The sequence below is a fragment of the Nonomuraea mangrovi genome (genome assembly GCF_042681425.1).
Classification (GTDB): domain Bacteria; phylum Actinomycetota; class Actinomycetes; order Streptosporangiales; family Streptosporangiaceae; genus Nonomuraea; species Nonomuraea mangrovi.
The window spans coordinates 18,195-43,376 of the sequence record NZ_JBHUFV010000068.1 but is presented as its reverse complement, the minus strand read 5'-3'; the positions used below and the strand labels follow the sequence as shown (position 1 = coordinate 43,376).

At 71.2% G+C, this 25,182-nt stretch carries 25 protein-coding genes and 1 pseudogene; 15 read left to right on the top strand and 11 right to left on the bottom strand.

Annotation, left to right across the window (positions count from 1 at the left end; genetic code table 11):
- Nucleotides 1-3: 3 nt before the first annotated feature.
- Nucleotides 4-1,023: a cation diffusion facilitator family transporter gene (locus ACFSKW_RS43900; protein ID WP_379580454.1), complete on the bottom strand. Its 1,020-nt coding sequence runs from the start codon at nt 1,021-1,023 to the stop codon at nt 4-6.
- 270 nt (nt 1,024-1,293) lie between these two features.
- On the opposite strand from ACFSKW_RS43900, the gene ACFSKW_RS43895 reads away from it, so the two are divergent.
- From ACFSKW_RS43895 to ACFSKW_RS43885, 3 genes are all read left to right on the top strand, one after another.
- Nucleotides 1,294-1,467: a hypothetical protein gene (locus ACFSKW_RS43895; RefSeq protein WP_379580452.1), complete on the top strand. Its 174-nt coding sequence runs from the start codon at nt 1,294-1,296 to the stop codon at nt 1,465-1,467.
- Nucleotides 1,468-1,508: 41 nt separating this feature from the next.
- Nucleotides 1,509-2,321 carry a DivIVA domain-containing protein gene (locus ACFSKW_RS43890; RefSeq protein WP_379580450.1) on the top strand — a complete coding sequence of 271 codons (813 nt, stop codon included), beginning with the start codon at nt 1,509-1,511 and terminating at the stop codon, nt 2,319-2,321.
- A gap of 99 nt (nt 2,322-2,420) precedes the next feature.
- Nucleotides 2,421-3,794, top strand: a complete 1,374-nt coding sequence (locus ACFSKW_RS43885; RefSeq protein ID WP_379580448.1) for a hypothetical protein — start codon at nt 2,421-2,423, stop codon at nt 3,792-3,794.
- 172 nt (nt 3,795-3,966) lie between these two features.
- Here the strand turns inward: ACFSKW_RS43885 and ACFSKW_RS43880 are convergent, their stop codons facing one another.
- The 4 genes from ACFSKW_RS43880 to ACFSKW_RS43865 are packed head-to-tail and all read right to left on the bottom strand — an operon-like array spanning nt 3,967 to nt 8,244.
- Nucleotides 3,967-5,331: an alpha-L-fucosidase gene (locus tag ACFSKW_RS43880; RefSeq protein WP_379580446.1), complete on the bottom strand. Its 1,365-nt coding sequence runs from the start codon at nt 5,329-5,331 to the stop codon at nt 3,967-3,969.
- A 9-nt stretch (nt 5,332-5,340) separates the two neighbouring features.
- Nucleotides 5,341-6,159 (bottom strand): carbohydrate ABC transporter permease, encoded by an 819-nt coding sequence (locus tag ACFSKW_RS43875; RefSeq protein WP_379580444.1) that lies wholly within the window; start codon nt 6,157-6,159, stop codon nt 5,341-5,343.
- Entirely contained in the window at nt 6,149-6,985 is an 837-nt protein-coding gene (locus ACFSKW_RS43870; protein ID WP_379580442.1) for a carbohydrate ABC transporter permease, read from the bottom strand. Before ACFSKW_RS43870 ends, ACFSKW_RS43875 begins: the two co-directional genes overlap by 11 nt.
- The gene (locus ACFSKW_RS43865; RefSeq protein ID WP_379580440.1) at nt 6,982-8,244 is read right to left on the bottom strand and encodes an ABC transporter substrate-binding protein; all 1,263 of its coding nucleotides are present in this window, start codon (nt 8,242-8,244) and stop codon (nt 6,982-6,984) included. The genes ACFSKW_RS43870 and ACFSKW_RS43865 overlap by 4 nt, the downstream gene beginning before the upstream one ends.
- Before the next feature lie 99 nt (nt 8,245-8,343).
- Here ACFSKW_RS43865 and ACFSKW_RS43860 point away from each other — a divergent pair, with 99 nt between their 5' ends.
- Nucleotides 8,344-9,489, top strand: coding sequence for an ROK family protein (locus ACFSKW_RS43860; RefSeq protein ID WP_379580438.1), 1,146 nt, complete (start codon nt 8,344-8,346; stop codon nt 9,487-9,489).
- 56 nt (nt 9,490-9,545) lie between these two features.
- Here the strand turns inward: ACFSKW_RS43860 and ACFSKW_RS43855 are convergent, their stop codons facing one another.
- Nucleotides 9,546-9,698 (bottom strand): hypothetical protein, encoded by a 153-nt coding sequence (locus tag ACFSKW_RS43855; protein WP_379580436.1) that lies wholly within the window; start codon nt 9,696-9,698, stop codon nt 9,546-9,548.
- Between the two features lie 320 nt (nt 9,699-10,018).
- On the opposite strand from ACFSKW_RS43855, the gene ACFSKW_RS43850 reads away from it, so the two are divergent.
- Complete coding sequence (locus ACFSKW_RS43850; RefSeq protein WP_379580434.1) at nt 10,019-10,513, top strand: dihydrodipicolinate synthase family protein; 495 nt, start codon at nt 10,019-10,021, stop codon at nt 10,511-10,513.
- A complete protein-coding gene (locus tag ACFSKW_RS43845) occupies nt 10,510-11,559 on the top strand; it encodes a mandelate racemase/muconate lactonizing enzyme family protein (protein WP_379580432.1) in 1,050 nt (349 codons plus the stop codon). The genes ACFSKW_RS43850 and ACFSKW_RS43845 overlap by 4 nt, the downstream gene beginning before the upstream one ends.
- A gap of 287 nt (nt 11,560-11,846) precedes the next feature.
- On the opposite strand, the gene ACFSKW_RS43840 is transcribed toward ACFSKW_RS43845, so the two are convergent.
- Entirely contained in the window at nt 11,847-11,987 is a 141-nt protein-coding gene (locus tag ACFSKW_RS43840; protein ID WP_379580430.1) for a hypothetical protein, read from the bottom strand.
- Between ACFSKW_RS43840 and ACFSKW_RS55025 the strand changes: the two are divergent.
- From ACFSKW_RS55025 to ACFSKW_RS43830, 3 genes and pseudogenes are all read left to right on the top strand, one after another.
- Nucleotides 11,947-12,189 (top strand): annotated as a pseudogene (locus ACFSKW_RS55025) (DUF7737 domain-containing protein); the annotation flags it as partial. The gene ACFSKW_RS43840 and the pseudogene ACFSKW_RS55025 sit on opposite strands and share 41 nt — an antisense overlap.
- Nucleotides 12,190-12,214: 25 nt before the next feature.
- Nucleotides 12,215-12,388 carry a DUF7737 domain-containing protein gene (locus tag ACFSKW_RS43835; protein WP_379580428.1) on the top strand — a complete coding sequence of 58 codons (174 nt, stop codon included), beginning with the start codon at nt 12,215-12,217 and terminating at the stop codon, nt 12,386-12,388.
- A 185-nt stretch (nt 12,389-12,573) separates the two neighbouring features.
- Nucleotides 12,574-12,894, top strand: coding sequence for an L-rhamnose mutarotase (locus tag ACFSKW_RS43830; RefSeq protein WP_379580426.1), 321 nt, complete (start codon nt 12,574-12,576; stop codon nt 12,892-12,894).
- A gap of 91 nt (nt 12,895-12,985) precedes the next feature.
- On the opposite strand, the gene ACFSKW_RS43825 is transcribed toward ACFSKW_RS43830, so the two are convergent.
- Together ACFSKW_RS43825 and ACFSKW_RS43820 are read right to left on the bottom strand one after the other, a co-directional pair.
- The gene (locus ACFSKW_RS43825) at nt 12,986-13,261 is read right to left on the bottom strand and encodes a hypothetical protein (protein WP_379580424.1); all 276 of its coding nucleotides are present in this window, start codon (nt 13,259-13,261) and stop codon (nt 12,986-12,988) included.
- Between the two features lie 92 nt (nt 13,262-13,353).
- Nucleotides 13,354-14,592 carry an ROK family protein gene (locus ACFSKW_RS43820; protein WP_379580422.1) on the bottom strand — a complete coding sequence of 413 codons (1,239 nt, stop codon included), beginning with the start codon at nt 14,590-14,592 and terminating at the stop codon, nt 13,354-13,356.
- Nucleotides 14,593-14,723: 131 nt separating this feature from the next.
- Here ACFSKW_RS43820 and ACFSKW_RS43815 point away from each other — a divergent pair, with 131 nt between their 5' ends.
- From ACFSKW_RS43815 to ACFSKW_RS43790, 6 genes are all read left to right on the top strand, one after another.
- The gene (locus ACFSKW_RS43815) at nt 14,724-15,782 is read left to right on the top strand and encodes a sugar ABC transporter substrate-binding protein (protein WP_379580420.1); all 1,059 of its coding nucleotides are present in this window, start codon (nt 14,724-14,726) and stop codon (nt 15,780-15,782) included.
- Nucleotides 15,783-15,850: 68 nt separating this feature from the next.
- Complete coding sequence (locus ACFSKW_RS43810) at nt 15,851-16,825, top strand: ABC transporter permease (protein WP_379580418.1); 975 nt, start codon at nt 15,851-15,853, stop codon at nt 16,823-16,825.
- Complete coding sequence (locus tag ACFSKW_RS43805) at nt 16,822-17,595, top strand: ATP-binding cassette domain-containing protein (RefSeq protein ID WP_379580416.1); 774 nt, start codon at nt 16,822-16,824, stop codon at nt 17,593-17,595. The genes ACFSKW_RS43810 and ACFSKW_RS43805 overlap by 4 nt, the downstream gene beginning before the upstream one ends.
- 35 nt (nt 17,596-17,630) lie before the next feature.
- Complete coding sequence (locus tag ACFSKW_RS43800) at nt 17,631-18,512, top strand: sugar phosphate isomerase/epimerase family protein (protein WP_379580415.1); 882 nt, start codon at nt 17,631-17,633, stop codon at nt 18,510-18,512.
- Nucleotides 18,509-19,198 (top strand): nucleoside/nucleotide kinase family protein, encoded by a 690-nt coding sequence (locus ACFSKW_RS43795; protein ID WP_379580414.1) that lies wholly within the window; start codon nt 18,509-18,511, stop codon nt 19,196-19,198. Before ACFSKW_RS43800 ends, ACFSKW_RS43795 begins: the two co-directional genes overlap by 4 nt.
- A 62-nt stretch (nt 19,199-19,260) precedes the next feature.
- A complete protein-coding gene (locus ACFSKW_RS43790) occupies nt 19,261-22,779 on the top strand; it encodes an AAA family ATPase (RefSeq protein WP_379580412.1) in 3,519 nt (1,172 codons plus the stop codon).
- A 31-nt stretch (nt 22,780-22,810) separates the two neighbouring features.
- On the opposite strand, the gene ACFSKW_RS43785 is transcribed toward ACFSKW_RS43790, so the two are convergent.
- Nucleotides 22,811-23,518, bottom strand: a complete 708-nt coding sequence (locus ACFSKW_RS43785) for a hypothetical protein (RefSeq protein WP_379580410.1) — start codon at nt 23,516-23,518, stop codon at nt 22,811-22,813.
- A 284-nt stretch (nt 23,519-23,802) separates the two neighbouring features.
- Nucleotides 23,803-25,137, bottom strand: a complete 1,335-nt coding sequence (locus ACFSKW_RS43780) for a serine/threonine-protein kinase (protein WP_379580408.1) — start codon at nt 25,135-25,137, stop codon at nt 23,803-23,805.
- Nucleotides 25,138-25,182 lie beyond the last annotated feature (45 nt).

Genomic DNA, 25,182 nt, shown 5'->3' with positions numbered 1-25,182 from the left:
TCTTCACAGAGCTCCGAAGGAGCCACCGCGCGTGCGCACCGGCGTGGCGGTCATCGTCGCGGCCGGCGGTGGCGCGGCGGGGCGGAGCTCGGGATGGGTCGGGCGGTGATGGGTCGGGCCGTGTGGGTCCACGCAGTGCGCGGCCGTCCGGGACTCGGCTTCCCCCGCGTCGGACACCTCGGGCGTGTGGTCGACCTGCAGGGTGGCGTGCTCGATACCGTAACCGTCACGCAGCAGCGTTTGGACGCTCACGCGGACGTCGTGACAATCGGCGCCCGGCGTGACCAGGATGTGCGCCGACAGGGCGGCGTAGCCGGAGGTGAGTTCCCACACGTGCAGGTCGTGGACCTCGACCACGTGTTCCGCCTCGGCGCAGCGGCGGCCGATGTCGGCGGGGTCCATCCCGGCGGGCGCGGCCTCCATGAAGACGCGGCCGGCGGCGCGGACCAGCGCCCAGCCCGCCTTGAGCATCAGCCCCGCCACCACCAGGGCGGCGATCGCGTCCGCACGCATCCAGCCCGTCAGCAACACCACGGCGCCCGCGGCGGTGGTGGCGACGAAGGCGAACAGGTCGTTGAGGATGTGCTGGTATGCACCCTCGACGTTGAGGCTGGAGCGGTTCGCCCTGGACAGCAGCCAGGTCGCGGCCAGATTGACGGCGATGCCGGCCAGCCCGGTGATCACCACGAACACGCCCTCGACCGGTGAGGGCTCGATCAGGCGGCGAACGCCCTCGACGGCGAAGTAGACCGCCAGCAGCAGCAGCGTGACACCGTTGACATGGGCGGAGATGATCTCGGCGCGCTTGAGGCCGTAGGTGAAGCCGCCCCGCGCGGGGCGGGCCGCGACGCGCATCGCGATCAGGGCGAAGCCGATCGCCATGGCGTCGGTGAGCATGTGCCCGGCATCGGAGATCAGGGCCAGCGACCCCGCCAGCACGCCGATCACGACCTCGGCCGCCATGAAGGCCGTGATCAGCCCGAGCGCCGAGCCCAGATACCGGCGGTCCGTGTGCGCGCCCACCGCATGTCCGTGCCCATGCCCGTGCCCATGCCCGTGTCCATGTCCCTGCCCATGTCTGTGCCCGTGCTGTTCAGGCATGTGCGCGACTCCTTGTCGTCGGGGGAGCGAGCGTCCGCCGGTGACGCTCTCATCTTTACTTCTGAACAGCTGGTCACATGTTTAAACACAGAGCAATCAACCAATTACTCTCCGTATGGAAATGCGATCACCCCCCGGGCCCGCGTCTTCAGGAAGTCCCCGTCACGTGCTCCTTCGCGTCTGGAGATCGTCATGACCCACGTCCACACCGACCACGACGACCATGCCCACGGCCCGTGTGTCGAGCCGCACGCCCACATCCACGATTCCGGCGCCGAGCGGCAGGACGGTGCCGGCTGCGACGACGGGAAGGGCGGCGGCGAGGAAGGCCGCGACGTCCACGCCTCGCACGACGAGGACGCCTAGCGAAATGAACGTCTCACCGATCGTGAAAGCTGGTGTCAGGCATGCATACCGACCATGACGAGACCGACCACGACCACTTCGAGCGGGGCGGTCACGAATCCCGCCGTTCCGACTACCGGCGGGCCACCTCGTCCGCGGGCCGTGCGCACGCCGACACCACGGCCGGACTGCTCACCGCGTCGGCCGTTCATCACCAGGTCTTCAGCGTGGTACGGCTGCGCGAGGGCTACGACCTGGCCGAGGTCGACGCCTTCCTGACGCGTGTGGAGACCAGCTTGGCCCAGCTCTGGAACGACAACACACACCTGCGCGAGCAGCTGGCCGCGTGGCTGGCCGCCGAACCCGCGCCCTCCCCCAACGGCGCCGCGGCCAGACGCGACGCCGAGGAGCTGATCACCTCCGCCCAGCAGCAGGCCCACGAGATCCTCCAGGAGGCGCGGGCACGCGCCCAGACGCTTCACGACGAAGCCCAGCAGGCCGCCCGCGCCCTGAGGGAGCAGGCCCACGCCCCCTACCGGCACCTTGTGGAGTACCACCTCGGTCAGCTCGCCGGCCTGGCCACGGACCACGGCCAGTATCTGAACGACGGTCTGGCCGCGCACCTCGCCCAGTTGCGGCACCTGCTCGCCGACTCCCTCTCCCCCGACCCGCTCTCCCCTGACCCTCTGGTCTCCGACCCCGTCACCTCTCCTCTGGCACGGTCCGGCGTGTCCGCCGATCAGCCGCAGGGCCCCGCCCCGCACTCGCTTCCCCTCCCCGCCTCCTACAGGCCAGGACACCTTCCCGCAGGGGTGGACGTCGCCGGCTCGCTGATACCGACGCAGCCCCTTCCCGAATCCAGGCACAGGGCATGACCGTCGCTCGCCCCCCGCGACCCATGACCGACCCCGCCAGGGATCCCGCTCGCCCCTGAACCCCCGACTTCGCGCCACCCGCGTCAGAAAGGCAGCGTCATGCTCCTGCCATCCGGGGCGTCCGCACTCGCCCTGGCCCTGCACCACACGCCCCGGCCCGATCTTTCCGCCCCTGCCTTTCCTGCCGTCTCCCCCGTCGGGTGGCCGTCGGGCTGGCCGCCACCGGACGCGTTGCTGCCCGGATGGCTCACCTCGGCCGGCCTCGGCACCTGGACCGCTGTGCTGCTGGTGTCTTTGTCGACGCTCGCCGGAGCGTGGCTGGCGCGCCGCAACGCCCGGAAGATCACCGTATGGCTGGCCGTCGCCTCGGCGCTCATGCTCATCACCGCGCTGATCGAGCTCCTGCCGGACGCCTGGCGCGAAGCATCCGACACCAACACGCCGCTGTGGTTGCTCGGACTCGCCACCGTCTTCGGTTTCGCGGTCATCACCTACTTCACCCGCAAAGGGTGCGGCCACTCCCACGAGAGCGCCCGGCGCGGCAAGCATGCCCCTGGCCTGCACCGCAGGGTGACCCGCGTCGTCGGCGCCGCCCTGTTCGGCGGCGTGGGCACCGCCGCGGCGCTCACCGTGCACCGTGTCGTCGAAGGAGCGACGCTGGCCCTGGCCGCCTCGGCCGTGGTGGTCGCGGCCCTGATGGTCCATTCCGCCAGCGAGGGCCTGGCATTGACCGCCCTGCTGGACCTGGGACGTCAACGCCTCGCGCCCTGGCTGCTCGCCTCCTGCTTGAGCCCCGCCCTCGGCGTGGCCCTGGCCACGCTCGCCCCGCTGCCGCCCGCTGTCGTGCCGCTGCTCCTCGGCATGATCACCGGCGTGCTGCTGCGAACCGCCGTCGTCGGCCTCAAGCTGGCCGGCAACGCCAACGGCGGCCGCCTGTCACGTCGTCACCTGATTCTCGCCTCCGCGGCGGTCCTGGCCACCACGGTCCTGCTGCTGTCCGCCCAGACCGTGCTCGAGGACGGCTCTCCGTCGGCCGCCGACATCCCCGCGGCCGCCCCGGCCGCCGCGAGCCGTACCGTGACCAACGCCCAGGCGGGCGGTATGGAGGAGGCCGAGGGGCCTGCGGAACCGGACTCCCTCACCGGTGACGGCGGCGGCCCTTCCCCCGCCCCGCCGACGGACCTGCACAGCGGTGAGCCCGTGCTCAGCCGTGACCAGCTGCGCCAAGCCGTGGCCAGCGGACGCCTGAGCCTGGCCGAGCTGCTGCGGCGCACCGACGCCACCGCCGTCGCCACCCCCATCGGCTGGTTGCTGCAGGTCATGCCCGGCTGCAGCGCCGACCGGATCGGGACGTTGCTGGAACTCGGCGAGATCGCCGCCGACGCCAGCATGGGCGAGCTGACCAACCGTCAACGCCGCTACCTGCTGCGTACCTTCGCACCGGCACCCGATCCATCCGAATCGGCCGAGTGAGCCGTGCGCCATCTGTCACCGCACGGCCGCCCGCCTCACCAGACGGCCGCGCCTGCCGCCACTCCCCCCGCGGCAGGCGCGGTTGACCGAGGCGAGGCGCGGCACGCGAGACGATGCCCAGGCATCGAGGTGCCGCAGGATCGTCGCGGCGCGCCAGGTCGTCGCGCGGCGATCAGCCGGTGCCCGGGTGGGCCTGGCGCAAGGTCAGGACGGCGGCGGGCAGCCCTCGCAGTCCCGGCGGGATCGTCACGTGGCCTGAGGCGTCCACGACCGCGGGCACGTCCCCCCACGACGCCGTGGCCCGCGCGCTCTCGACCAGGTCGTCGGCGAGCCTCAGCCATCCCGCCGACGGATCCATGGCGATCAGATGGAACGCGCCGTCGGGACCCACGGTGTAGCGGACCGGAGCGCCGACCGGTTCGGCGTAGCGGACCCACGGCCTGGTCCGGTAGATCGCCTCGCCGTGCGCCTTCAGCCAGTCGCCCAGGTGGCGCAGCCGCTCGACCTGGTCTTCCGGCAGCGAGCCGTCGGCGCGCGGGCCGATGTTGAGCAGCAGGTTGCCGTTCTTGGCCACGGTGTCGACCAGCAGGCGCACCAGGTCGCCGTGGCCGATGAGATGACGGTCGTCCTCGGCCCTGTTGTATCCGAACGACGTGCCGAGGCCGCGCGTCGCCTCCCACACCCACGGCGTGACCCCCTCCTCCGAGTGGTATTCACGGGTGCGGTAGCCCAGGTGCGGCACCCCCCACCGGTCGTTGACCACCCCGCCGGGCACCTGCTCGTAGTAGCGCTCGAACAGCGCCCTCAGGCTGGAGGGACCGGCCGTCTTGCCCGCGTCGGGCCAGTCGACGTCGTTCCACAGGACGTCGGGGGCGTGCCTGTCGACCAGCTCCATGAGCTGGTCGAAGCTGTACCGGGCGAACGCCTCGTCGTTGCGGCGCAGGGTGAACAGGTCCGTCGCCGACCGGATCGGCGCGAAGTCGGAGACGTGCCAGTCGAGCGCGCCGGAGAAGTAGAGGCCGAAGCGCAGCCCCGCCTCGCGCGCGGCCTCTGCCAGCTCGGCGATCAGGTCCCTGCGCGGGCCGCGGCGCACGCTGCTGAAGGACGTGGTGGCGGTGTCCCACAGGCAGAAACCGTCGTGGTGCTTGGCCGTGGGCACCACGTAGCGGGCGCCGCAGTCGGCGAACAGCCGCATCCAGCGGCGCGGGTCGAACGCCTCGATCGTCCAGGAGTCCGCGAGGTCCTCGTAGGAGGTCCCTACGCCGTACTCGCGCTCGTGCAGGAGGCGGGTCGGCGAGCCTGGGATGCGCACCGTGTTGGCGTACCACTCGGCGTACTGGTGGTGGTGGTACTCCAGCTCCACCGGCACGTGCTCGCCGGGCCGCCGGGGCCGCGCCCACGCCGGTATGGAGTAGAGGCCCCAGTGGACGAACACGCCGAACTTGGCGTCGCGATACCAGGAAGGCACCTCGTGCTGAGGATAGGCGGGCGCGTCGGGTCCGAGGTCGGGTCCGACACGTCTGTCGAAGGTGAGCATGCATTCCTTTCAACGGCCGGCGAGCCCGGCCGCGGCGATGCCTTTGACCAGGTGCTTCTGCAGCGCGATGAGCACCAGCAGGGTCGGCAGGACGGAGACGATCGAGGCGGCCATCACCAGGTGCCACTGGTTGCCGTTCTGGCCGAAGAACAGCTGCAGGCCAAGTGGTACGGTGCCCCGCTCGGTGACGTCGTTGATCATGATGAGCGGCCAGAGGAAGCTGTTCCAGTAGCCGATGAAGGTGAAGACCGCCAGCACGCCCATCGCGGGCCTGGCCAGGGGCAGCATGACCCGCAGGAAGATCCTGAGCTCGCCCGCGCCGTCCATCCTGGCGGCCTCGCGCAGCTCGCGTGGCACGCTCCTGAAGAACTGGCGCAGCAGGAAGGCGCCGAACGCGGTGAAGGCCCAGGGGAAGATCAGCGACTGGTAGGTGTCGACCCAGCCCAAGGCCTGCATGAGCAGGAACATCGGCACGACCAGCACCTCTTGCGGCACCATCAGCGTGGCCATGAACAGCAGGAACACGCCTTCCCTTCCCCGCCAGCGCAGCGCGGCGAAGGCGTAGGCCGACAGCGCCGAGGCGGCCAGGACGACCACGGTCCCCGCGCCTGCGACGAGCACGCCGTTGACGATGTAGCGATGGAACGGCACGTACGTGAAGACGTCGGCGAAGTTGCGCCAGCGCAGCTCGGACCCCAGCAGGGAGGTCGTGGCGAAGGTCTCGCCCGGCGGCTTGAGCGCGGTGGCCACCGCGAAGATCAGCGGGTACAGGAAGGCCAGCGCCACCGCCGCCAGCAGGGCGTGGGACACGACGGATCTAGCTCTCATAGTGCACCCACCGTCGCTGGCCCACGAACTGCACGGCCGTCACCAGCAGGATGATCGCGAACAGCACCCACGCCCCCGCCGCGGCCAGGCCGAGGTCGCGCGACTGGAACCCCGCCTGGTAGATGTTCATCACCAGCGTCGAGGTGGCGTTGCCCGGGCCGCCCGCAGTCAGGATGTACGGCTGGGTGAAGACCTGCAGCGCGTTGATCACCGTCATGATCGTGGCGAAGAACAGGGCGGGCGACATCAGCGGCAGTTGCACGCTGACCAGCCTGCGCAGGCCGCTCGCCCCGTCGATCGCGGCGGCCTCGAGCACGGGACGCGGCATCTCATTGATCGCCGCGGAGAAGACGATCATGTTGTAGCCGAAGCCCTGCCAGACGCTCATGGCCACCACCGACAGCAGGGCGGTTCTTCCGTCGGCCAGCAGGTTCGGCTCCCGCCCTGCCATCTGGAACAGCAGCTTCCAGATCACGGCGTTGGCCACCATGGGGGTGATCGCCGGGATGAAGAACAGCACCCGCCACAGGTTCTTCCAGTGTGAGCGGCTGATCCAGAACGCAAGCCCGAGCGCGAGCACGATGTTCAACGGCACGTACAGGCCGGTGAAGACGAAGGTGTTGCGCAGGGCCGCCAGGAAGGTGGGATCGGCGCCGAACAGGTAGCGGAAGTTGTCCAGCCCGACGAACTCGTTCGAGCCCAGCATCGGCCAGGTGAACAGGCTCATCACCACCGCCATGCCCACGGGGAAGAGCGTGAACAGGCCCAGGCCGAGCACGCTCGGGGTGGCGAAGGCCAGCGCGCTCCACTGCTCGCCGCGCCTCACTGTCCGCGCGCGCCTTGCTGCTGGATCGTGGCCAGCGCGTCCTTCGGGCTCTGCGCCCCTGTGTAGGTCTGGATCAGATACTGGGCCATGAGCTTGTTGACGGTGTCCCAGTTCTTGGTGGTGAACAGCGGGACTCCACCGGCGAGGCCGTCCCTGATCGCGGCCATCGCCTGCCGTACGGCCTCGGCGTTGGTCTGGTCCTGCTTGACGAGGAACCGCTCGTAGACGGCCTGCTGTTCGGTCCTGGAGGGAAAGCCGCGGCCCACCTCGGCCAGGTAGGTCTGCGCCTCGACGCCGGTCAGCACCGAGACCGCCTTGAGGGCCTGTTCCTTGTACGGGCAGGACTTCGCCACGCCGAAGCCTGAGTCGGCGATGTACGTCTTCGAGCCGGCGGGCCCCGCGGGCAGCGGGGCGAGGCCGACCTTGAACTTCGCGTCCTTGAGCGTCGAACCGACGTTCCACGACCCGTCCACCGCCATCATCGCGTTCCCGTTGAGGAACTGGGTCTCGCCCCAGCCGCCTTCGGAGGAGCCGGCGGGGACGCTGGCGCCGGTGCCCTCGGCCAGGCCCGCGTACCAGGTGAGCGCGTCGACCATGGGCTTGCCGTCCATCTGCAGCTTGAGGTCGTCGGTGACCGGCTCGGCGCCGTTGTAGGTCAGCAGCATCGACAGCGTGTGCAGGTCGGACAGCGACATTCCGAACCCCGCCTTGCCTCCCGCCGTGAGGGTCTTTGCGGCCTTCTCGAAGTCGGCGATCGTCCAGCCGGCCTTCGGCTCGGCGATCCCGGCCTTGGCGAAGGCGTCCTTGTTGTAGTACACGAGCATCGAGGCGAGGTCGTACGGCAGGGCGAGCTGCCTGCCGTCGAGCTGCAACGCCTTCAGCGCGGCGGGCGCGAAGCCCTGCTCCGCCGTGAGCGGCTCCATCAGGTCGGCGTAGGCGCCCAGCCGCAGGCTCTGCAGCGAGACGATGCAGGCCTGCTTGCCCGCGGCGAACTCGGTCTGGAGCTTGGTGAAGTAGTCGTTGAACGGCGCGGTCCGCAGCTTGATCCTGATCTTCGGGTCCTGCTTGCTGACGAGCTGCGCGAGATGGTCCAGCTGGGCCTTCTCGTCCTCGCTTCCAGCCCACATCTCCCAGTCGAGCGTCACGGCGCCGCTGGAGTCCTTGGTGCCTCCCGCGGCGTCGGACGCGCCGCCCGCGCCGCAGCCCGTCGCTGCCGTGGCCAGCGCGATTCCCGTGGCCAGCACGGCCATCCTGCGCATTCGCATGATCCTCGCCCCTAATATTTTCGGTGACGAATTTAATGTGGTGCCGACCCTAGGCTTGATCGGGTGGACCGTCAAGAGAGGAAGAATGGCGATATGTCGCACGCCCACTCCGCTGGTTCCCTTCCTCGAGAGGATCTGATCAGGGCAGAGATCCTCGCCCTGTGCGGGTCCCAGTCGCTCAACCGGTCGCAGATCGCCGGCCGGCTGGGGCTCGGCGCCGCCACGGTGACCGAGCACACGCGCCGCCTCATCGAGCTGGGTTTCATGCGCGAGCTGCCGCCGCAGGTCAACGGTCCCGGGCGGCCGAGGGTGCCGCTGGAGGTGGTGCCCGACGCCGCCTACACGCTGGGCCTGCGCGTTCACCCCGACCACCTGGTGGGCGTGCTCATGCGGCTCGACGGCAGCGAGGTGCGCCGGTTCACGCTGCCGTTCGATCCGTCCGGTGACCCGGTCGAGCAACTGTCGCAGGCCTGCGAGCCGGTGCTGGCCGACCCTGCCTCGGGCCCGAAGGTGCGTGGCATCGGCCTGGCGCTGCCCGGCGTCATCGATCCTGCGGCGGGAAGCCTGCGGCTGTCACCCCGGCTGGGCTGGACCGGCCTGCCGCTGCGCCCGCTGCTGGGCGCCCGCCTGCCCGTGCCGGTGCTCATCGACAACGACACCAGGGCGAGCACCACGGCCGAGCTGCTGTTCGGCACCGGCCGCGACCACGACGACTTCCTCGTGCTCGCCATCGGCGACGGCGTCGGCATGGGCATCGTGCTGGGCCGGCGCGTCCACCGGGGGCCCGACGGGGTGGCGGGCGAGTTCGGTCACGTGCCGATCGGTCCCGATGGGCCCGCCTGCGTGTGCGGCAGGCGCGGTTGCCTGGACGCCTACCTGGCCACCTACGCGCTGGCCAACGAAGCCCAGGCGCGCGGGCTCACCGGCGCGGGCCTGACGCTCCCCGATCTGGTACGGCTGGCCGAACGCGACGCGCCCGGCATCCGCGACCTGCTCGCCGAGCGCGGCGCCATCCTGGGCAGGGCCGTGGCGGGGGTGGTGAACGTGCTGGCCGTACGAGCGCTGACGGTGATCGGCGAGAGCCATGTGCTCTGGCCGTTCCTGGAGCCCGGTTTCCGTCCCGCGGTCGAGGGCGGGGTCCTGTCCGCGCTGGACATCAACGTCCGGCGGTGGGACGACAGCGCGCACGCCCGCGGCGCCGCCAGCCTCGCCCTCGCCACGATCGTGGCCTCACGCTGAGGCTGCGCCCGCGACGCCACCCGCCGGCCCGGAAGCCGACAGGCCGCGCCGGATGCTCAACGGCGCGAGGCCGCCGCCCCCGTGGACTCGCGGACCGCCAGCGTCGTCTCCAGCCTGGCCAGCGTCGGCGTCCCCGCCTCTCCCGCGTTGACCGCCGCCGGCAACAGGTCGACCGCCATCCGGCCCGCGGCCGCCGTCGGCTGCCGCATCAGGCTCGTCCGATTCTGCTACCGGTTGCGTATGGGAACGCCGCCTGGATCCCGGCGAATCGCCGGCTCACCGGCGCACATTCCGGAGCGCTCTTGACGTAGTCCGTCGAGAACGACACTGTTTCATGCAACTGGTTGCAGTGCCGGAAGAGAAGGGCCCGCCACGTGAGCAGACCTTGTCACCGGGAGCGCGGGGCGCCCGGCCCCGGCGGCGTGGCCCCCCGCCACCGGAGACGAGGCGGCCGGCGTTGGCGCCGCGCTCGGCCGTCGGGCAGGCGCCGCCGGCGCGCCACCGAACTCTCCTGAAGGAGCTTTGACGAATGAACCTCAGTGGTGTCCTGTTCTTCCCTGTGACACCGTTCGACGGAGAGGGAGCGCTGGCCGAGCACATCGCCCGTGGTCTGCGCCACGGTCCCGGTGCGGTCTTCGTGGCGTGCGGCATGGGCGAGTTCTCGGCGCTGCCGCAGGACGAGCAGGCGCGGGCCGTCGCGGTGGCGGTCGAGGTCACCCAGGGCGCGGTGCCCGTCGTCGCGGGCGCGGGCGGTCCCCTCGGCATGGCGCTGTTCGCCTTCGCCCCCGAGATCGCGACGGCCTACTTCGCCGGCGACACCCGGTTGCTGACCGCCTTCTACGCCCCGCTGGTCGAGCTGCGCAGCAAGGCGCCGGGCTACGCGGCCTCGCTGGTCAAGGCCGGACTGCGGCTGCGCGGGCTGGACGTCGGCCCGGTGCGGGCGCCGCTGACCGACCTCACGCCCGAGCACCTTGCCGAGCTGGACACGCTCATCAAGACCGGCCTGTCGCTGGTGGCGTCATGATCAAAGACCTGGTGACGGAGCTGCGCTCGGTGCCACTGCGCAGGCCATGGGGCGCCGACGTGCGCCATAACCATGTGATCGTCTGCACGGTCGCACTGGAGGACGGCCGCGTGGGCACGGGGTTCTCGTGGACCCCCCAGATCGGGGCGAAGGCCATCAAGGCACTCCTGGACAACGACATCCGCCAGGCACTGATCGGCATGCCCGCCCATCCCGAGCTGGTGTGGGAGCGGCTGTCCAGGCACCTGAGCGAGGCGGGGCGCGGCGGGCTGACCACGATCGCCATGGCCGGAATCGATCTTGCCTTGTGGGACCTGCGCTGCGGCGAGTCCTCACTCGCCGACGTGCTGGGCGCGCGCCGCGCCGGCGTCCCCGTCTACGGCAGCGGCGTCAACCTGCACTACTCCCTGGACGAGTTGGTCGAGCAGGCCAGGCGCTGGAGCGCGGCAGGCCATCGCGCCGTCAAGATCAAGGTGGGCAGGCCCGACCTGGCCGAGGACGTCGAACGCGTCGCCGCGGTCCGCGAGGCCGTCGGCCCCGCCACGACGCTGATGATCGACGCCAACCAGCGGTGGGATCTGCACCGCGCCCGCCGCGCGATCGCCGCGCTCGCGCCGTACGACCTGCACTGGATCGAGGAGCCGCTGCCCGCCGACGACGTGGCCGCGCACGTGGAGCTGCGCCGCCGCATCGACGTGCCCGTGGCGGTCGGCGAGAACGTCTACACCGTCCACGGATTCCGCGACCTGCTGACGGCGGGCGCCTGCGACGTGATCCAGCCGAACGTGGTCAGGGTCGGCGGCATCACCCCGTTCCTGCGGATCGCGGAGCTGGCCCACGCCTTCGACGTGCCGGTTCACCCGCACCTGCTGACCGAGCTGTCGGGGCAGCTGGCCCTCGCGCTCCCCCATCCGGCCATGGTGGAGAAGGTCGAGGACGCCACGCTGACCGACCTCGGACTGCTGGCCGAGCCGTATCCGGTCGTGATCGAGGGTGCCGAGCTGCGGTCTTCGGGCGCCAGAGGGCTGGGGTTGACGTGGAGCTGACCAGGGTCGTGCCGGCGGGCGCCCACGGCCACGGCCGCGCGCACCTCGCGAACCTGCGCGCGACGGCCGCCAGAGGGCTGGTGGAGCTCGTCGGAGTGTGCGACATCCGTCCTGTCGAGACCGGCCTGCTGGACGGCCTCGGCATGCCCGACCAGGCGGGGCCCGAGGACTTCGGCGATCTGATCGCGCGCACGTCCGACTTTATCGGGCCGTGGGATGGCGGCGCCGACGGGCAGGCCCGGCGGGCGCTGGCGGGTGACGCTGCACCACGGTCTGTACGACGAGGGCTACGCGGTCACCGACCAGGTCATCTTCCAGCGGCCGGCCGGGGGCGGATGGCGCCAGGCGCCGTTGACGGAGGTCCCGGCGCTGGTGTTCAGCGAGGCCATGCGGAACGTCGACCTGTTCGTGGCGCTCACCTCGATCACGGCCGCTCCCCAGGGGGCCGACCAGGGGCCTGATCGGCTGCGGGACTACTGGCGGTCCGGCTCGTTCGCGGCGCTGCCGCCCTCCGCCGAGGTGCGCCGCGACGCGCTGTCCCGATTGATCGGGCGTACGGCCATCGCCGACCGGTGCGCCGTGACCGATCGCTTCCTGGTGGTTCGGGGCGACCTACGCACCTACAAGATCCACCTGGGGTTCGGCGAACATCCTGATGGAGCCCAACGACGCCTGCCTGTGCATCGTCTCCGCTCGCGATCCCCACGCCGGGCTGTTCCTTCCGTTCGAGGAGGACGGCAGGTTGGCGCTCATCCTCAGCAAGGCCTTCCTGCTGGCGAACGACACCGCCATCACCGACCCCTCCATCACCAGCCAGATCCGGGCCTGATCCACGAGCGAACAACGGCATGGCGGGTGGGTGACCGTCGTCGCGGCGCGTCACCGTACAGCCGGCGCGCGAGGCCGCCCGATCGCCCTTGGTACGTGGCGACCACGGCTCTTGACGGCATCGGAGCACGGCTCGTAATGTCTGCTGGCCAGGCGTTAAAACGTTTCTCTTGCGGTGGGAGTCTCATGCGACGCGTCTGCTTCCTTCTGAAAGTGCGCCCCGACCGCCTGGAGGAGTACCGGCGACGGCACGCGGCCGTCTGGCCTGACATGCTCGACGCGCTGCGCCGCACGGGGTGGCGCAACTACTCGCTGTTCCTGCGCCCCGATGGGCTGCTCGTCGGCTACCTCGAGACGGAGGACTTCGACGCCGCCCGCAGCGCGATGGCGGCGACCGAGGTGAACGACCGGTGGCAGGCGGAGATGGCGCCGTTCTTCGAGGCCCTGGACGGCCGCCGCCCCGACGAGGAGATGCTCACCCTGGACGAGGTGTTCCACCTGGACTGAGGCGCACACCCCGGGGCGGGCCGGTCCCCCGCCCCCCACGGCCGGGCCCGTCATCGCGGCCTGGCCGCCGGGGCGAGGGACGCGCGCCGGGTCACCTCAGGCCGGCCGACGTGCCTTTGACCCTGCCCTTGCCCGACGCCTTCCCGGCCCAGTAGAAGGCGCCGGTCAGGACGTTCCTCTTGCAGGTCAGCACCCTGTGGTTACCGGCCTTGATCTTCTCTCCCTCGTCGTAGCGGACGCCGTCGAAGGTGCAGCCCTGGGCACGGGCCGCTGCGGCGTCCGCCGGCGACATCGGCATGAAGGCGACACCCGCGGCGAACAACGTCGCGGCCAGGGCGAGCACCTTGGATCGGACACGGATGTTCATCGTTTCCCCCGGTTGACCGAATCCGTCGCGGGGTTCGATCCGGCCATTCTGGGAGATACCGGTTGCCGGCCGCTTGCGACCCACTGGCATGGTTACCAACGCCGACCTGCGGAAACAGGCGCCCAGGCGACCGCGCCGTCGACGAGTTCCTGGACGCGCTCAGGGGTGTAGATCCCGTCCACGAGGAGTTGCGCGAGACCGAGGATGCCCGCGTGCGGGTCGAGGTCGCTGCGGACGATCTGGAGGTTGCGCGTGGCCAGCGGCAGGGACCGCCGGTAGACGATCTCGCGGATGCCGGCGAAGAGTTGCTCGTCGGTGTGGGCGAGCTGACCGCCGATCGCGATGACGCGCGGGTTGAACAGGTTGACCATGTCGGCGATCGCGCCGCCGAGGATGCGGGCCGCGCGCCGGGCGAGCCGTACCGCGACGAGGTCACCGCCGCGGATCAGGCGCACGGCGTCGTCCACGGTGGCGACGTCGCGGCCCGCCTCCCGCAGGTCGCGGACCAGGGCCCACCCGCCCGCGTAGGCCTCCACGCAACCGGCGTTGCCGCACCGGCAGGCGGGCGGCTCGGCCACGTCGTCGACGGTGACCTGGATGTGGCCGACGTCACCGGCCGCGCCGTCGGCGCCGCGGTGCACCTGCCCGCTCGCGATGAGACCGGTGCCGACCCCCGTGCCGATCTTGACCATGAGCAGGTGCGGGACGTCCGGATAGCGCAGGCGCTGCTCTCCGAAGGCCATGGCGTTGACGTCCTTGTCGACCAGGACGGGGCAGCCGTAGCGGGAGCCGAACCAGCCGGGGATGTCGAAGCGGTCCCAGCCCGTCATGATCGGCGGGCTGACCACGCGCCCGGTCGCGAAGTCGACGGGGCCAGGAACGTCGATGCCCACGCCGAGCACGGAGGCGGCGTCGTGGCGGCCGTCCTTGATGATCCGGGCGAACAGCTCGTCGACGATCGTCAGGATGGCCTCGGGGCCCGCCGTCACGTCGGCGCGCGTCTCGAGTTCGGCGCGCACGTCCCCGCCGAGGTCGCACAGGGCGGCGCGCAGGCCGGTGGCGCCGATGTCGGCCACCAGCAGCACACCGCGGCCGCGGTTGACGATGAACTGGCCGGCGGGGCGGCCCCGGGTGCGCGCGTCCTCCGGCGCGGGTATCAGCAGGCCTGCGGCCAGCAGCCCGTCGAGGCGCTGGTTGACCGTGGTGCGCGAGAGCCCGGTCCTGCGCATGACGTCGGCCTTCGTGAGGCCGTCGGAGGAGTCTCGGAACAGGCTGAGGATCTCACCGGCGCTGACCCCCATCCGCGCCGAGACGACGCCCGGTGTGTGCATTCGACCACTCTAGCTATGAACTGCATTGGGCGTAAGTCAAGGATGTTTCGACTTAAAAAGTCGAAAGAGGTCTTGTCAGGATTCAGAAGTGGACTTACGGTCATCAGACCAACGGCGAAAGGGGCACCCGAATGCACGCGAACACCAGCAGCCGTCGCGCGGCGGCAGTCGGCGCCGTCGTGACCGCGGGCGCGCTCGTGCTGGGGGCCTGCGGCTCCAGCGGGTCCGCCGACACGAGCGCCGCCACCGGCGCGAGCGACGCGGCAGACGCCCAGACGAAGATCGCCGCCATCATCAAGGGCCTGGACAACCCCTTCTTCCAGACGATGAAGCAGGGCATCGACGACCAGGCCAAGGCCGCCGGGGTACCCGTCACGGTCCAGGCGGCCAACTCCATCACCGACACGACCGGCCAGGCGGACAAGCTCAACGGCCTGGCCGGGCAGGACTACTCCTGCTACGTGGTCAACCCGATCTCCGGCACCAACCTCATCCAGGGCCTGGCCAGGCTCTCCGTGCTGAACAAGACCGTCGTCAACATCGACAGCCCGGTCGACGCAGCGGCGGCCAAGAGCGCCAACGTCACGCTGGCCACCTACATCGGCACCGACAACGTCCAGGCCGGGAAGATGGCCGGAGCTCGGATGACCGAGCTGGTGCCGGCAGGCGGCGACGTCGCCGTGGTCGGCGGCATCGCGGGAGACGTCACCAGCGGCGCCCGGGTCGAGGGGTTCCAGAAGGGGATCGGGCCCAAGCTCAAGGTCGTGCAGACGGTCGCCGCCAACTGGGACCGCCAGACGGCGCTCACCGCGGCGACCGACGTCATGCGGGCCAATCCGAACCTGGTGGGCTTCTTCGTCGCCAACGACGACATGGGACTGGGCGTGGCACGGGCCATCGCCAACTCAGGTAAGACGGGCAAGGTCAAGGTGATCAGCGTCGACGGCGTCAAGGACGCGCTGGAGGCGGTCAAGGCAGGCACGCTGGACGGCACCGTCGCCCAGTACCCGTACGCGATCGGCCTCATGGGCGTCGAGGCCTGCCAGGCCGCCGCGAAGGGCAAGGCCCTGCCGCCCAACGTGAAGGCCCCGGTCGAGTTGGTCACCAAGGACAACGCCGAAAAGGCGCTGGCCGCCACGCCCAAGCCGTTCGGCACCTACGACGACCCGTTCAGGAACCTCACCCGGTAGCGGCTCACCGTCGCGACCGGCCACCGGCTGTCCCAGCCTGCCCGGCCGCCGCGACAAGGAGGACATCCATGGCGAACGCAACGCTCGCGGCACCTGAGCGCGAGGCCTGGTCCGCGAGGCTGAAAGACGTCGGCTTCTGGGCCGAATGGGCCGCCCTCGTCGGGCTCATCGTCCTCGTCATCGTCTTTCAGGCCCTGAACCCGACGTTCCTGAGCTCGGGCAACATCGCCTCCATGCTGGTCGCCGCGGCGATCCTCATCATCCTTTCGGTGGGCCAGACCTTCGTCGTGGCCACGGCGGGCATCGACCTGTCGATCGCCTCGACCATGACACTCGGTGCGGTCGCCTTCGGCCAGGCCTACGCGGCGGGCTGGGGGCTGCCGCTCTCGTGCCTGCTGGCGGTCGTGGCCGCCGCCCTGGTCGGCGTGGCCAACGGCCTGATCATCGCGAAAGGGAAGATCACTGACTTCATCGTGACGCTGGGAACGCTCTCCGCGGCCTCCGGCCTGGCGCTGATCCTGGCCGACGGCAAACCCGTGACGATCATCGACCCGGCCCTGCTGAGCCTGTCGACCGGCGGGATCGGGATCTTCGGCTGGTCGGTCATCATCGCGTTCGTCGTCGCCGTCGTGGCCCACGTCGCGCTCTTCCACACCCGCTTCGGCACCCACCTGCTGGCCACCGGCGGGGCACCGGAGTCCGCGACGGCGATGGGCATCAGCACCCAGCGCATCAAGATCGCCGTCTACACGATCAGCGGCGTGCTCGCCGGGCTCGGGGCGATCCTGCTGGTCGCCCGCATCGGCGCCGCCGAACCCGCGGCCAACACCGCCTTCCTGCTCAACTCCGTGGCCGCGGTCGTGCTCGGCGGGGTCAGCCTCTTCGGCGGACGGGGAACCATCGTGGGCCCCGTCATCGGCGCCCTGCTGCTGACGGCCCTGGTCAACGGGCTCACCCTGCTCGGCGTCTCGCAGTTCTACCAGCCCTTGGCCGTCGGCATCGTCGTGGTGCTGGCCGCACTCCTGACGAGGTTCCAGCGATGACCGACCACCTCCAGCCCGGCGCACGCGAGGACATCCTGTTGCGCACCGAGCACGTCTCCCTGTCCTTCGGCAGCGTCCGCGCCCTCGTCGACGTCTCGGTGACGCTGCGCCGCGGCGAGATCACCGCCCTCGTCGGCGACAACGGCGCGGGCAAGTCCACGCTGGTGCGGTGCGTCTCCGGGATCCACCGGCCGCAGAGCGGGCGGATCGTCTTCGACGGCGGAGAGATCGACTTCCACTCGCCGGAGGACGCCAGGGAGGCCGGCATCGAGACCGTCCACCAGAACCTCGCGCTCGTCGAGGACCTCACGGTCTGGCAGAACCTCTTCCTCAACCGTGAGATCGTCCGCAGGTTCGGCCCTGTCCCCGTCCTCGACCGGCGCGCCATGCAGGTCCGCGCGAAGGAGATGGTCTCCACCCTCGCCGTCAACGTGCCCGCGGTCCGCTCACGTGTCCGTCGGCTGTCCGGCGGGCAGCGCCAGGCCGTCGCCATCTGCCGCGCGGCGGGTTTCAGCTCCAAGCTCGTCATCATGGACGAGCCCACCGCGGCCCTCGGCGTCCAGGAGACCGCACGGGTCGAGGAGCTCATCGTCAGGCTGCGGGACGAGGGGCACTCCGTCCTGCTCATCAGCCACAACTTCAGCCAGGTCATGAGGCTCAGCGACCAGGTGTGGGTGATGCGCGCAGGCCGCTGCGTCGGCGGACGCCGTACGGCCGAGACGACCGGCGAGGAGATCGTCGCCCTCATCACCGGCGCGGCCGGCAGTTGACCCCGTCCCCAGCAACCCGAGAAGGCACCCACCTGATGACCGATGACACCACGACCAACCCGATCGGCGTGCACGCCCTGGTATGGGCCGGTGACACGAGCCCGTCCTCAATCGCCTCCGCGATCGAGAAGACCAGGGCCACCGGATTCGACCTTCTGGAGATCTCCCTGCACGACTGCGCGAACCTCGACGCCGAAGCCGCCCGCGACGCCCTGAGCGCCGCAGGCCTGGGCGTGGCGTGCTCGCGCGGCCTCGCCTTCGACGCCGACATCTCCAGCGATGACCCGTCCGTGGTCGAGCGCGGCGAGAAACTGCTGCACGACTCCCTCGCCGTGACCAGGGCGCTCGGCGGCACGCACTTCACCGGAGCCCTCTACAGCGCCCTGGGCAAGTACGACCACCCGCTGACCGCCGCCGGCCGCCGCAACGTGGTGTCGGTGCTGCGCCGGCTGGCGCAGGAGGCCCGCCCGTACGGCATGACACTCGGCCTGGAGATCTGCAACCGGTACGAGACCAACGTCGTCAACACCGCACGCGACGCGCTCGTCCTCGCCGACGACATCGGCGAGGACAACGTGCTCATCCACCTGGACACCTACCACATGAACATCGAGGAGGACGATCTGGTACGGCCCGTGCTCGAGGTCGGGGACCGGCTCGGCTACGTCCACATCGGCGAGAACCACCGCGGCTACCTCGGCTCGGGGCACCTGGACTTCACCTCGTTCTTCCACGCGCTGGCGGACATCGGCTACCGTGGGCCGATCACCTTCGAATCCTTCTCCTCGGCGGTCGTGATGCGCGGTCTGTCCAACGATCTGGCCATCTGGCGCAACCTCTGGTCCGACGGCGAGGACCTGGCGCGGCACGCCCACGCCTTCATCACCAACCACCTGCACACGAGCCGCTCGCGATGACGTCCCTCGACGACCTGGCGGACCGGGCCCGATCCCTCGTGCGAGGCAGGCATCGCACGCTGCTGGGCATCGCGGGCGGACCCGGGTCGGGCAAGACCACGCTCGCCGAGAACCTGGTCGCCCTGCTGCGACGCAGGCCTCCCGCCGGACTGCCGCCGCTGGACTGGGTGGCCTACCTGCCGATGGACGGCTTCCACCTGGCCGACGTCGAGCTCGACCGGCTCGGTCGGCGCGACCGCAAGGGAGCCCCTGACACCTTCGACGCCGCCGGCTACGCGGCCCTGCTCCGCCGCCTGCGGCAGGACGAGGACGACGTCATCTACGCGCCGGCCTTCGAACGCGAACTGGAGCAGCCGATCGCCGGGAGCATCCCGCTCCCCCGGGCCGCCAGGCTCGTCGTCACCGAGGGGAACTACCTGCTGCTCGACCAGGGTGACTGGGCGCGCGTGCGGCCCACCCTGCACGAGGTCTGGTACTGCGACCTGGACTCGGACGAGCGCGTGCGCAGGCTGGTCGCCCGGCACGAGCGGTTCGGCAAAGACCACGACGCCGCCGTGGCCTGGGTGCTGGGAACCGACCAGCGCAACGCCGACCTCATCGCCACCACCCGCCCGAAGGCCGACCTCATCGTCCCCGACGCCGTTCTCCGCACGATCGGCGAACGGGACCAGGCGATGATCGACTGACTCCTGGTGGCCGCCGGCTCCCCGCGCGGGCGGCCGGGCAGGGCTGACGTAAGATCCCGGCCATGGATCGCCCAAGCCTGCCGGACGGCCTGCGGTTGCTGCTGTCCGACGACCCCGTCCTGGACCTGTACTCCTACGGGCCGTGGCGGGTTCCGGACGGCCTGTACGAGCAGGTGCGGGCGCGGGCCCTCGCGCTGAACGCCGATCCCGCGGCCGAGGCGCTCGCGGTCGAGCTTCCCGACTTCCTCGCCGAGGACACCACCGTGATCGGCGCGGAGCTGTGGTACCTGCTGCAGTTCCTCGTCGGGTCGGTGGCGCTGTGCGGCGGCTCCGCCTGCGACCTCGCCTACGAGACGATGAGCGACTTCGTGGCCGAGCCGAGGCGGCCCAACCGCAGCTGGACGTGGTCGTCGGCCGACACGCCCTTCCTGCCGCCGGCGTACTGGCTGCTGGACGGAACCGGCGACGATCCGGAGCTGCGCGAGCTCGCGTTCACGCTCGCCCGCCGGTGTCTGGACGTCTTCGCGGGCATCGAGCCGCTCGAACCCCGGCGCAGGGCGCTGATCGCGCTGCACGACCAGCGCGCCACCGACCCCGCGCTGGCCAAGGAGGATCTGGTCGCGCCGCTGGAGGCGTTGCCGCGGCTGTGGGCCGAGCGGGCCGACCCGCGGCACCTGGCCGTCCTGCCCGAGCTCCTGGGACCGGCGGGCTACCTCGACTGGGCCTGTACGGGATTCCTGGCCGCGCACACCCGTCTCATCGAGAACGTTCCGGGGGCGGCAAGCGCGGGACCGCTGCCGGGCACCACCTTCACCTTCGAGCACGAGGTGACGCTGGCGTGCCTGCTGGCCCAGGCCGAGATCAGCGAGGTGCCCGCCGAGCTCGCCGTCAGCCTGGGCATGTCGCGATACACCCAGGTGCAGGCCCTGTTCTCCCAGGTGCGCGAGGGATTCAACGCCGACGGCTGGCACGCGCTGACACGGTCGTGGCTGGCGCGCGGAGTGCTCGCGGGTGAGGCCGAGGCCTGCCGCGCCTGGCTCGACATGGCCATCAGGGTGACCGGCGCCGTCCAGGGGCTGCCGGGGCCCGCGGTGAACCCGGAGAGTTCGCTGCCCGTCAGCTCGTTCCAGCGTGACGTGCGCATGCTGTGCGCGCCGCGCAGGGCCGTCAATCCGCTGCTGGCCCGGTACGTCGCCGGCCAGGCGCCCCGCACGGACCCCGCGGCGGAACTGGTCGGACAGCCGGAGCTGGCCGAGGCGGTGCGTGCCGCGGTCGAGGCGAGGTGGCAGGGCGCCGCCAGACCGGCACGGCTGCTGCTGGCGGGGCCGGACAGCACGGGACGCATGACGGCGGTGGAGATCCTGCGGCGCGCGTTCGCCACAGCCGAAGGACCGCCCGAGGTCGTCTACGTCTCCGACCAGGTGTTCACCGACATGAACGCCAGCGAGGCCGCGCTGCACCTGCTGTCGCGCACACGGGATCTGGGGGTCGGTGACCTGCTGGTGGTGCAGGGGCTGGACCGGATCGTCGCCAACGGCCGCTGCGGGGCTGTCGCCCTCGAGGAGCTCCGCCGGGTGCTGCGCCAGCAGCCGGGCCTGCACGTGGTCGCGACGTGCGGTGCGGGCGGTGATGTCACGGTCGCGCTGGCCAACCCCTCGCTGCATCACGAGTTCTGCGTCGCCGGCACACGCGAGTTCACCGAGGACGAGCGTGCGGAGTTGTTCCGGCGGGCGGTCGGCAGGCGAGGCGCGACGGCCTTCGACGAGGCGGCCAACCGCGCGGCCAGGCTGAGCGGCGCCGGCAACCTCCGCGGCGCCCGCCTCATGGAACACCTCGCCGAGCAGGCCGTCGGGTCAGCGCGACGGCGCGGCTCCGCCGAGGTGACCGGCGCCGACCTGCCGGCCGCCCCCGGCCACCGGGGAACCGGGCTGGAGGCGTGCCTCGGGCTGGAGCCGGTCAAGGCGGAGGTCGCGCTCGTCATCGCGGAGGCGAGGGCGGCCAAGCTGCGGCGTGCCGCCGGCATGCCCGCGCTCTCCCCGCCGCCGCACCTGGTGTTCACCGGCAGGCCCGGCACCGGCAAGACCATGGTGGCGGGCGCGCTCGGCCGGACGCTCGCCGAGCTCGGGCTCCTCTCCTCGGGTCATCTGGTCACCGTCGACCGCGCCGACCTGGCCGGCCGACACGTCGGGGAGGCCACCGCCAACGTACGGCGAGCCCTCGAGCGCGCTCTCGGCGGCGTGCTGTGCGTCGAGGACGCGGGAAATCTCGCCCGCCCCGGCATCGACATCGACAGGGCGCACAGCCGCGACGTCGTCGACGCGCTGCTCGCGGGTGTCCAGGCGCACCAGGATGATCTGCTGATCGTCCTCTGCGGCCCAGACGGCGCGGTCAACGGCCTGCTGAGATCCTCCCCCGAGCTGGCGGAGGCCTTCCCGCGGGTCGTCCACTTCCCCGACCTCACCGGCGAGCAGGTGGTGGCCCTGTACGAGAGCAAGGCGGCCGAGGCCGGATTCACCCTCCGGGAAGGGGTTCTGACCAAGGTGGAGCGGATCGTCCGGTCGGCACGGCCCGGCGCGGCGGGCGCACGCCTCGCGCTCCGCCTGCTCGAACGCTCGGTGGCCATGCAGTCGCGCCGGGTACTGGCCGACGGCGTGATCGACGGCGACGAGTCGCTGCACGAGATCCTCGCCGACGACGTCCCCGACTCCGCTCGCCTCGCCGCGCGCACCCGGCAGGGCGACGATCCGCTCGCCGCCTTCAACGCACTGGTCGGGCTGGAACCGGTCAAACGCCAGGTGCGGCTGCTGGTGGCCGAGGTCGAGGCGGACCGGCTGCGCAGGTCGGCGGGACTGCCGGCCGTCTCGCCCACCCGCCACCTGGTGTTCACCGGAAACCCCGGCACGGCCAAGACGACCGTCGCCAGGTTGATCGCCTCGGCGTACGCGCAGCTCGGCCTGCTGTCGTCCGGACACCTGGTGGAGGTCTCCCACGCCGACCTGATCGCCGAGTATCTCGGCCAGACGGCGCCCAAGGTGCGCGCCGCGGTCGAGAGCGCCCTCGGCGGCGTGCTCTTCATCGACGAGGCCTACGCGCTCACACCTGGCGGCTCGCACAACTCCTACGGTCCCGAGGCGATCGCCGAACTGCTGCGCCTCATGGAGGAGCACCGCGACGACCTGGTCGTGATCGCCGCCGGGTACGAGAGCCGGATGACGGACTTCCTCGCGGCCAATCCCGGTCTGGCCTCGCGCTTTCCCACCACGGTGCGATTCCCCGACTACAGCGAGAACGAGCTCGTCGCGATCTTCGAATCCATGGCGTCGACGGCCGGACTCGTCCTGCACGGAGGGGTACGCGACGAGGTCCGCGGCGCCCTTCGGGCGATCCCGCGCGGCGAGTCCTTCGGCAACGGCCGCGTCGTCCGCAACCTCCTCGACCGCGCGGTGGCCCACCAGGCGGAACGCATCCTGGCCCGACAGGACCCGACTCCCGACGACGTGCGGGCGCTGCTCCCCTCGGACATCGTGACGAGCCCGTCGGCCGCGACGGACGAGCAGGACGGGACAGGCCAGTACCTGTGACCGCGGCGGCCCTACGGCCCCGCGGTCCTGACTAGTGGCCCATCACGGGCTTGGCACCCGCGGAGGGCACGGGCAGGTGCTCGCGGATGAGCAACCAGCTCGCGACCAGCACCCACGCCGCTGTCAGCAGCCCGGGCAGGATCACCATGAGCGGGCCGTCCGGTGACAGCGCCCCTCCCGTACTGCCGATCATGGCCGCCGCCAGCAGCCTGATCGCGGCGACGGCGATGGCGAACCAGGCCATCCACATCGGGAACACCCGCGTGTGCATGATCGCGGCCGCCACCGCCCCGAACGTCCCGGCGACCGCCACCCCGGCGATCCCGCCCATCACCGTCAGCGCCGTGTACGGCCCTGCGGCCACCGCCAGCAACGCCGGATGCGCAGTCATGGCATAGGTCACGCCGGCGAAGACGGCCACCCCGATGAACCCGAGCGCGGTGACGAGCACGAACCCGGCCAGCACCATCCCGGGGGTGTCACTGTTCTCGTCGGCCCGGCGGAAGGCCGTGGCCAGCGCGACGCCGAACCACAGGAACAGCATCGAGGCGATGGCGAACAGCAACGCCGCCGTCAGTATCTGGGTCCGGTAGCCGGACAGATATCCGGCGATGACGAGCGCGGGATCGTGGATGCTCGGAGCGTTCCCCATCACCAGCCGTCCGAGGAGCCCGACGACCAGGGCACCGATACCGGCCAGTCCACCCCATCGAAGTTCGTGACTCTCTTTCGTGTGCATGAGAATCCCCCCTGACTTCGATGATTCGTCCTGCTCGGGACCGGCCTCAAGCATGAACAGCCCAATTTTCGCCGCTCATCGCTGGGGAACGCTTTGCCCGACGCGGCCCACCGCCAGGGATCGCCCCGGCGTCCCCGAGCCAGGTGGGCATCACGCCAACGAGCCGCTCAGCGGGTTTCTCCTGTGGGCGGCATGGCGGGGAAGCCGGGCAGCACCCGTCCCACCACCCGAGTACGGCGCCCCGCCCGCGCCGGCCGAACCGGCGCGCGGGGGGGCGCCCGCGCTCACCGCTTGTGCCCGTGGCCGTTGCCGTGCTTGAGCTTGCCCTTCTTCGACTCGGCCTTCTTCGGCTCGGCCTTCGTGGCCGGCTTCGACGAGGTGCCGGCATCCGTGGCCGCGACCGGGACAGGGGCGGGACGGGCATCGCCTCGATGATCCCGCGTCGACGGGGCGGCGCGCCGTTCCTCCACCACCGGCACGGCTTGCATGACACTCGCCGTCCTCTGCGCCGACCGGGAGTCGCTCTCGGCGGAACCCATGGGACCCGCCCCGCCGGAGCCGGAGACCGCCCATGCGGCGGCCAGGGCGCTGACGATCAAGCCGGCGGCGGTCACGGCGGCCGTCCTCCGCCAGTGCGCGGCCGGCGGTCCTGGCACTGGCCGCGGCGTCCGTCGACCGTGAGCGGGGCGACGGCCAAGGCCGCCACCGGGGCGACCGCCCGCCCGCAGGCCGCCATCGTGGACGGCCAGACCCCGGGCGGGCGCGGTCGGATCAGGCCGGACGGCCGCCTGCGCCCCGGTCGCCTCCGGCCCCTGGCCGGAAAGCGCGCTCACCCGTAGCAGTTGCTCCTCCGCGGAAGCGGCGTCGGTACGGCGGGCGGGATCCTTCTCCAGCAGGCCCGCGATGATCGGGGCCAGCGGGCCTGCCCGCCGGAAGGGAGCCGGGCCCGAGGTCAGCACCGCCGCCAGGGTGGCCATCTCGCTGCTGTGAACGAAGGGCGCACGGCCTTCGACGGCCGCGTACAGAGTCGCCCCCAGAGACCACAGGTCGGCCGGCGGCATCGTGGGCCCGCCTTTGACGCGTTCCGGCGCGATGTAGGCGGGCGTGCCGACGACCAGGTTCGCCTGGGTCAGCTGGGCCTCGTCGTCCACCCTGGTCGCCAGACCGAAATCGGTCACGATCGCGTGCCGGTCACCGGTGACCAGGATGTTGGCGGGCTTGACGTCGCGGTGCACGACACCGCAGGCGTGCGCGGCACGCAGCGCGGCCAGGACCTCCAGCCCGATGCGCACGACGGCGGAGACGGGCAGAGGGCCCCGCTCGGCGATCACCTGGGCCAGGCTGGGCGCGCGGACGAGCTGCATCACGATCCACGGCCGCCCGTCGGCCGGCACCACGTCGTAGACCGCGGCGATGTTCGGGTGGCTCAGTCTCGCGGCCATGCGCGCCTCGCGCATCGTGCGGGCGACCAGCACCTCGTGCTGCGGCGCGGGCGAGCCGGCGAGAACGACTTCCTTGATCGCCACCTCGCGGTCGAGGAGCTCGTCATGAGCGCGCCAGACCCTGCCCATGCCGCCCCTGCCGACCTCGGCCAGCAACCGGTACCGGCCTGCGAGCAACCATCCCTCACATCGCGAATCCGACATGGCTCCAGCACTACCCGC

Excerpts from the sequence above, each read along its gene's own strand:
- ACFSKW_RS43855 (WP_379580436.1), bottom strand. The coding sequence starts at position 9,698 with ATGCGGCAGCCGACGGCGGCCGCGGGCCGGATGGCGGTCGACCTGTTG.
- ACFSKW_RS43800 (WP_379580415.1), top strand. The coding sequence starts at position 17,631 with ATGACCGATGACACCACGACCAACCCGATCGGCGTGCACGCCCTGGTA.
- ACFSKW_RS43790 (WP_379580412.1), top strand. The coding sequence starts at position 19,261 with ATGGATCGCCCAAGCCTGCCGGACGGCCTGCGGTTGCTGCTGTCCGAC.
- ACFSKW_RS43890 (WP_379580450.1), top strand. The coding sequence starts at position 1,509 with ATGCATACCGACCATGACGAGACCGACCACGACCACTTCGAGCGGGGC.
- ACFSKW_RS43880 (WP_379580446.1), bottom strand. The coding sequence starts at position 5,331 with ATGCTCACCTTCGACAGACGTGTCGGACCCGACCTCGGACCCGACGCG.
- ACFSKW_RS43820 (WP_379580422.1), bottom strand. The coding sequence starts at position 14,592 with ATGCACACACCGGGCGTCGTCTCGGCGCGGATGGGGGTCAGCGCCGGT.
- ACFSKW_RS43885 (WP_379580448.1), top strand. The coding sequence starts at position 2,421 with ATGCTCCTGCCATCCGGGGCGTCCGCACTCGCCCTGGCCCTGCACCAC.
- ACFSKW_RS43810 (WP_379580418.1), top strand. The coding sequence starts at position 15,851 with ATGGCGAACGCAACGCTCGCGGCACCTGAGCGCGAGGCCTGGTCCGCG.
- ACFSKW_RS43830 (WP_379580426.1), top strand. The coding sequence starts at position 12,574 with ATGCGACGCGTCTGCTTCCTTCTGAAAGTGCGCCCCGACCGCCTGGAG.
- ACFSKW_RS43875 (WP_379580444.1), bottom strand. The coding sequence starts at position 6,159 with ATGAGAGCTAGATCCGTCGTGTCCCACGCCCTGCTGGCGGCGGTGGCG.
- ACFSKW_RS43805 (WP_379580416.1), top strand. The coding sequence starts at position 16,822 with ATGACCGACCACCTCCAGCCCGGCGCACGCGAGGACATCCTGTTGCGC.
- ACFSKW_RS43835 (WP_379580428.1), top strand. The coding sequence starts at position 12,215 with ATGGAGCCCAACGACGCCTGCCTGTGCATCGTCTCCGCTCGCGATCCC.
- ACFSKW_RS43795 (WP_379580414.1), top strand. The coding sequence starts at position 18,509 with ATGACGTCCCTCGACGACCTGGCGGACCGGGCCCGATCCCTCGTGCGA.
- ACFSKW_RS43825 (WP_379580424.1), bottom strand. The coding sequence starts at position 13,261 with ATGAACATCCGTGTCCGATCCAAGGTGCTCGCCCTGGCCGCGACGTTG.
- ACFSKW_RS43850 (WP_379580434.1), top strand. The coding sequence starts at position 10,019 with ATGAACCTCAGTGGTGTCCTGTTCTTCCCTGTGACACCGTTCGACGGA.
- ACFSKW_RS43895 (WP_379580452.1), top strand. The coding sequence starts at position 1,294 with ATGACCCACGTCCACACCGACCACGACGACCATGCCCACGGCCCGTGT.
- ACFSKW_RS43845 (WP_379580432.1), top strand. The coding sequence starts at position 10,510 with ATGATCAAAGACCTGGTGACGGAGCTGCGCTCGGTGCCACTGCGCAGG.
- ACFSKW_RS43785 (WP_379580410.1), bottom strand. The coding sequence starts at position 23,518 with ATGCACACGAAAGAGAGTCACGAACTTCGATGGGGTGGACTGGCCGGT.
- ACFSKW_RS43860 (WP_379580438.1), top strand. The coding sequence starts at position 8,344 with ATGTCGCACGCCCACTCCGCTGGTTCCCTTCCTCGAGAGGATCTGATC.
- ACFSKW_RS43865 (WP_379580440.1), bottom strand. The coding sequence starts at position 8,244 with ATGCGCAGGATGGCCGTGCTGGCCACGGGAATCGCGCTGGCCACGGCA.
- ACFSKW_RS43815 (WP_379580420.1), top strand. The coding sequence starts at position 14,724 with ATGCACGCGAACACCAGCAGCCGTCGCGCGGCGGCAGTCGGCGCCGTC.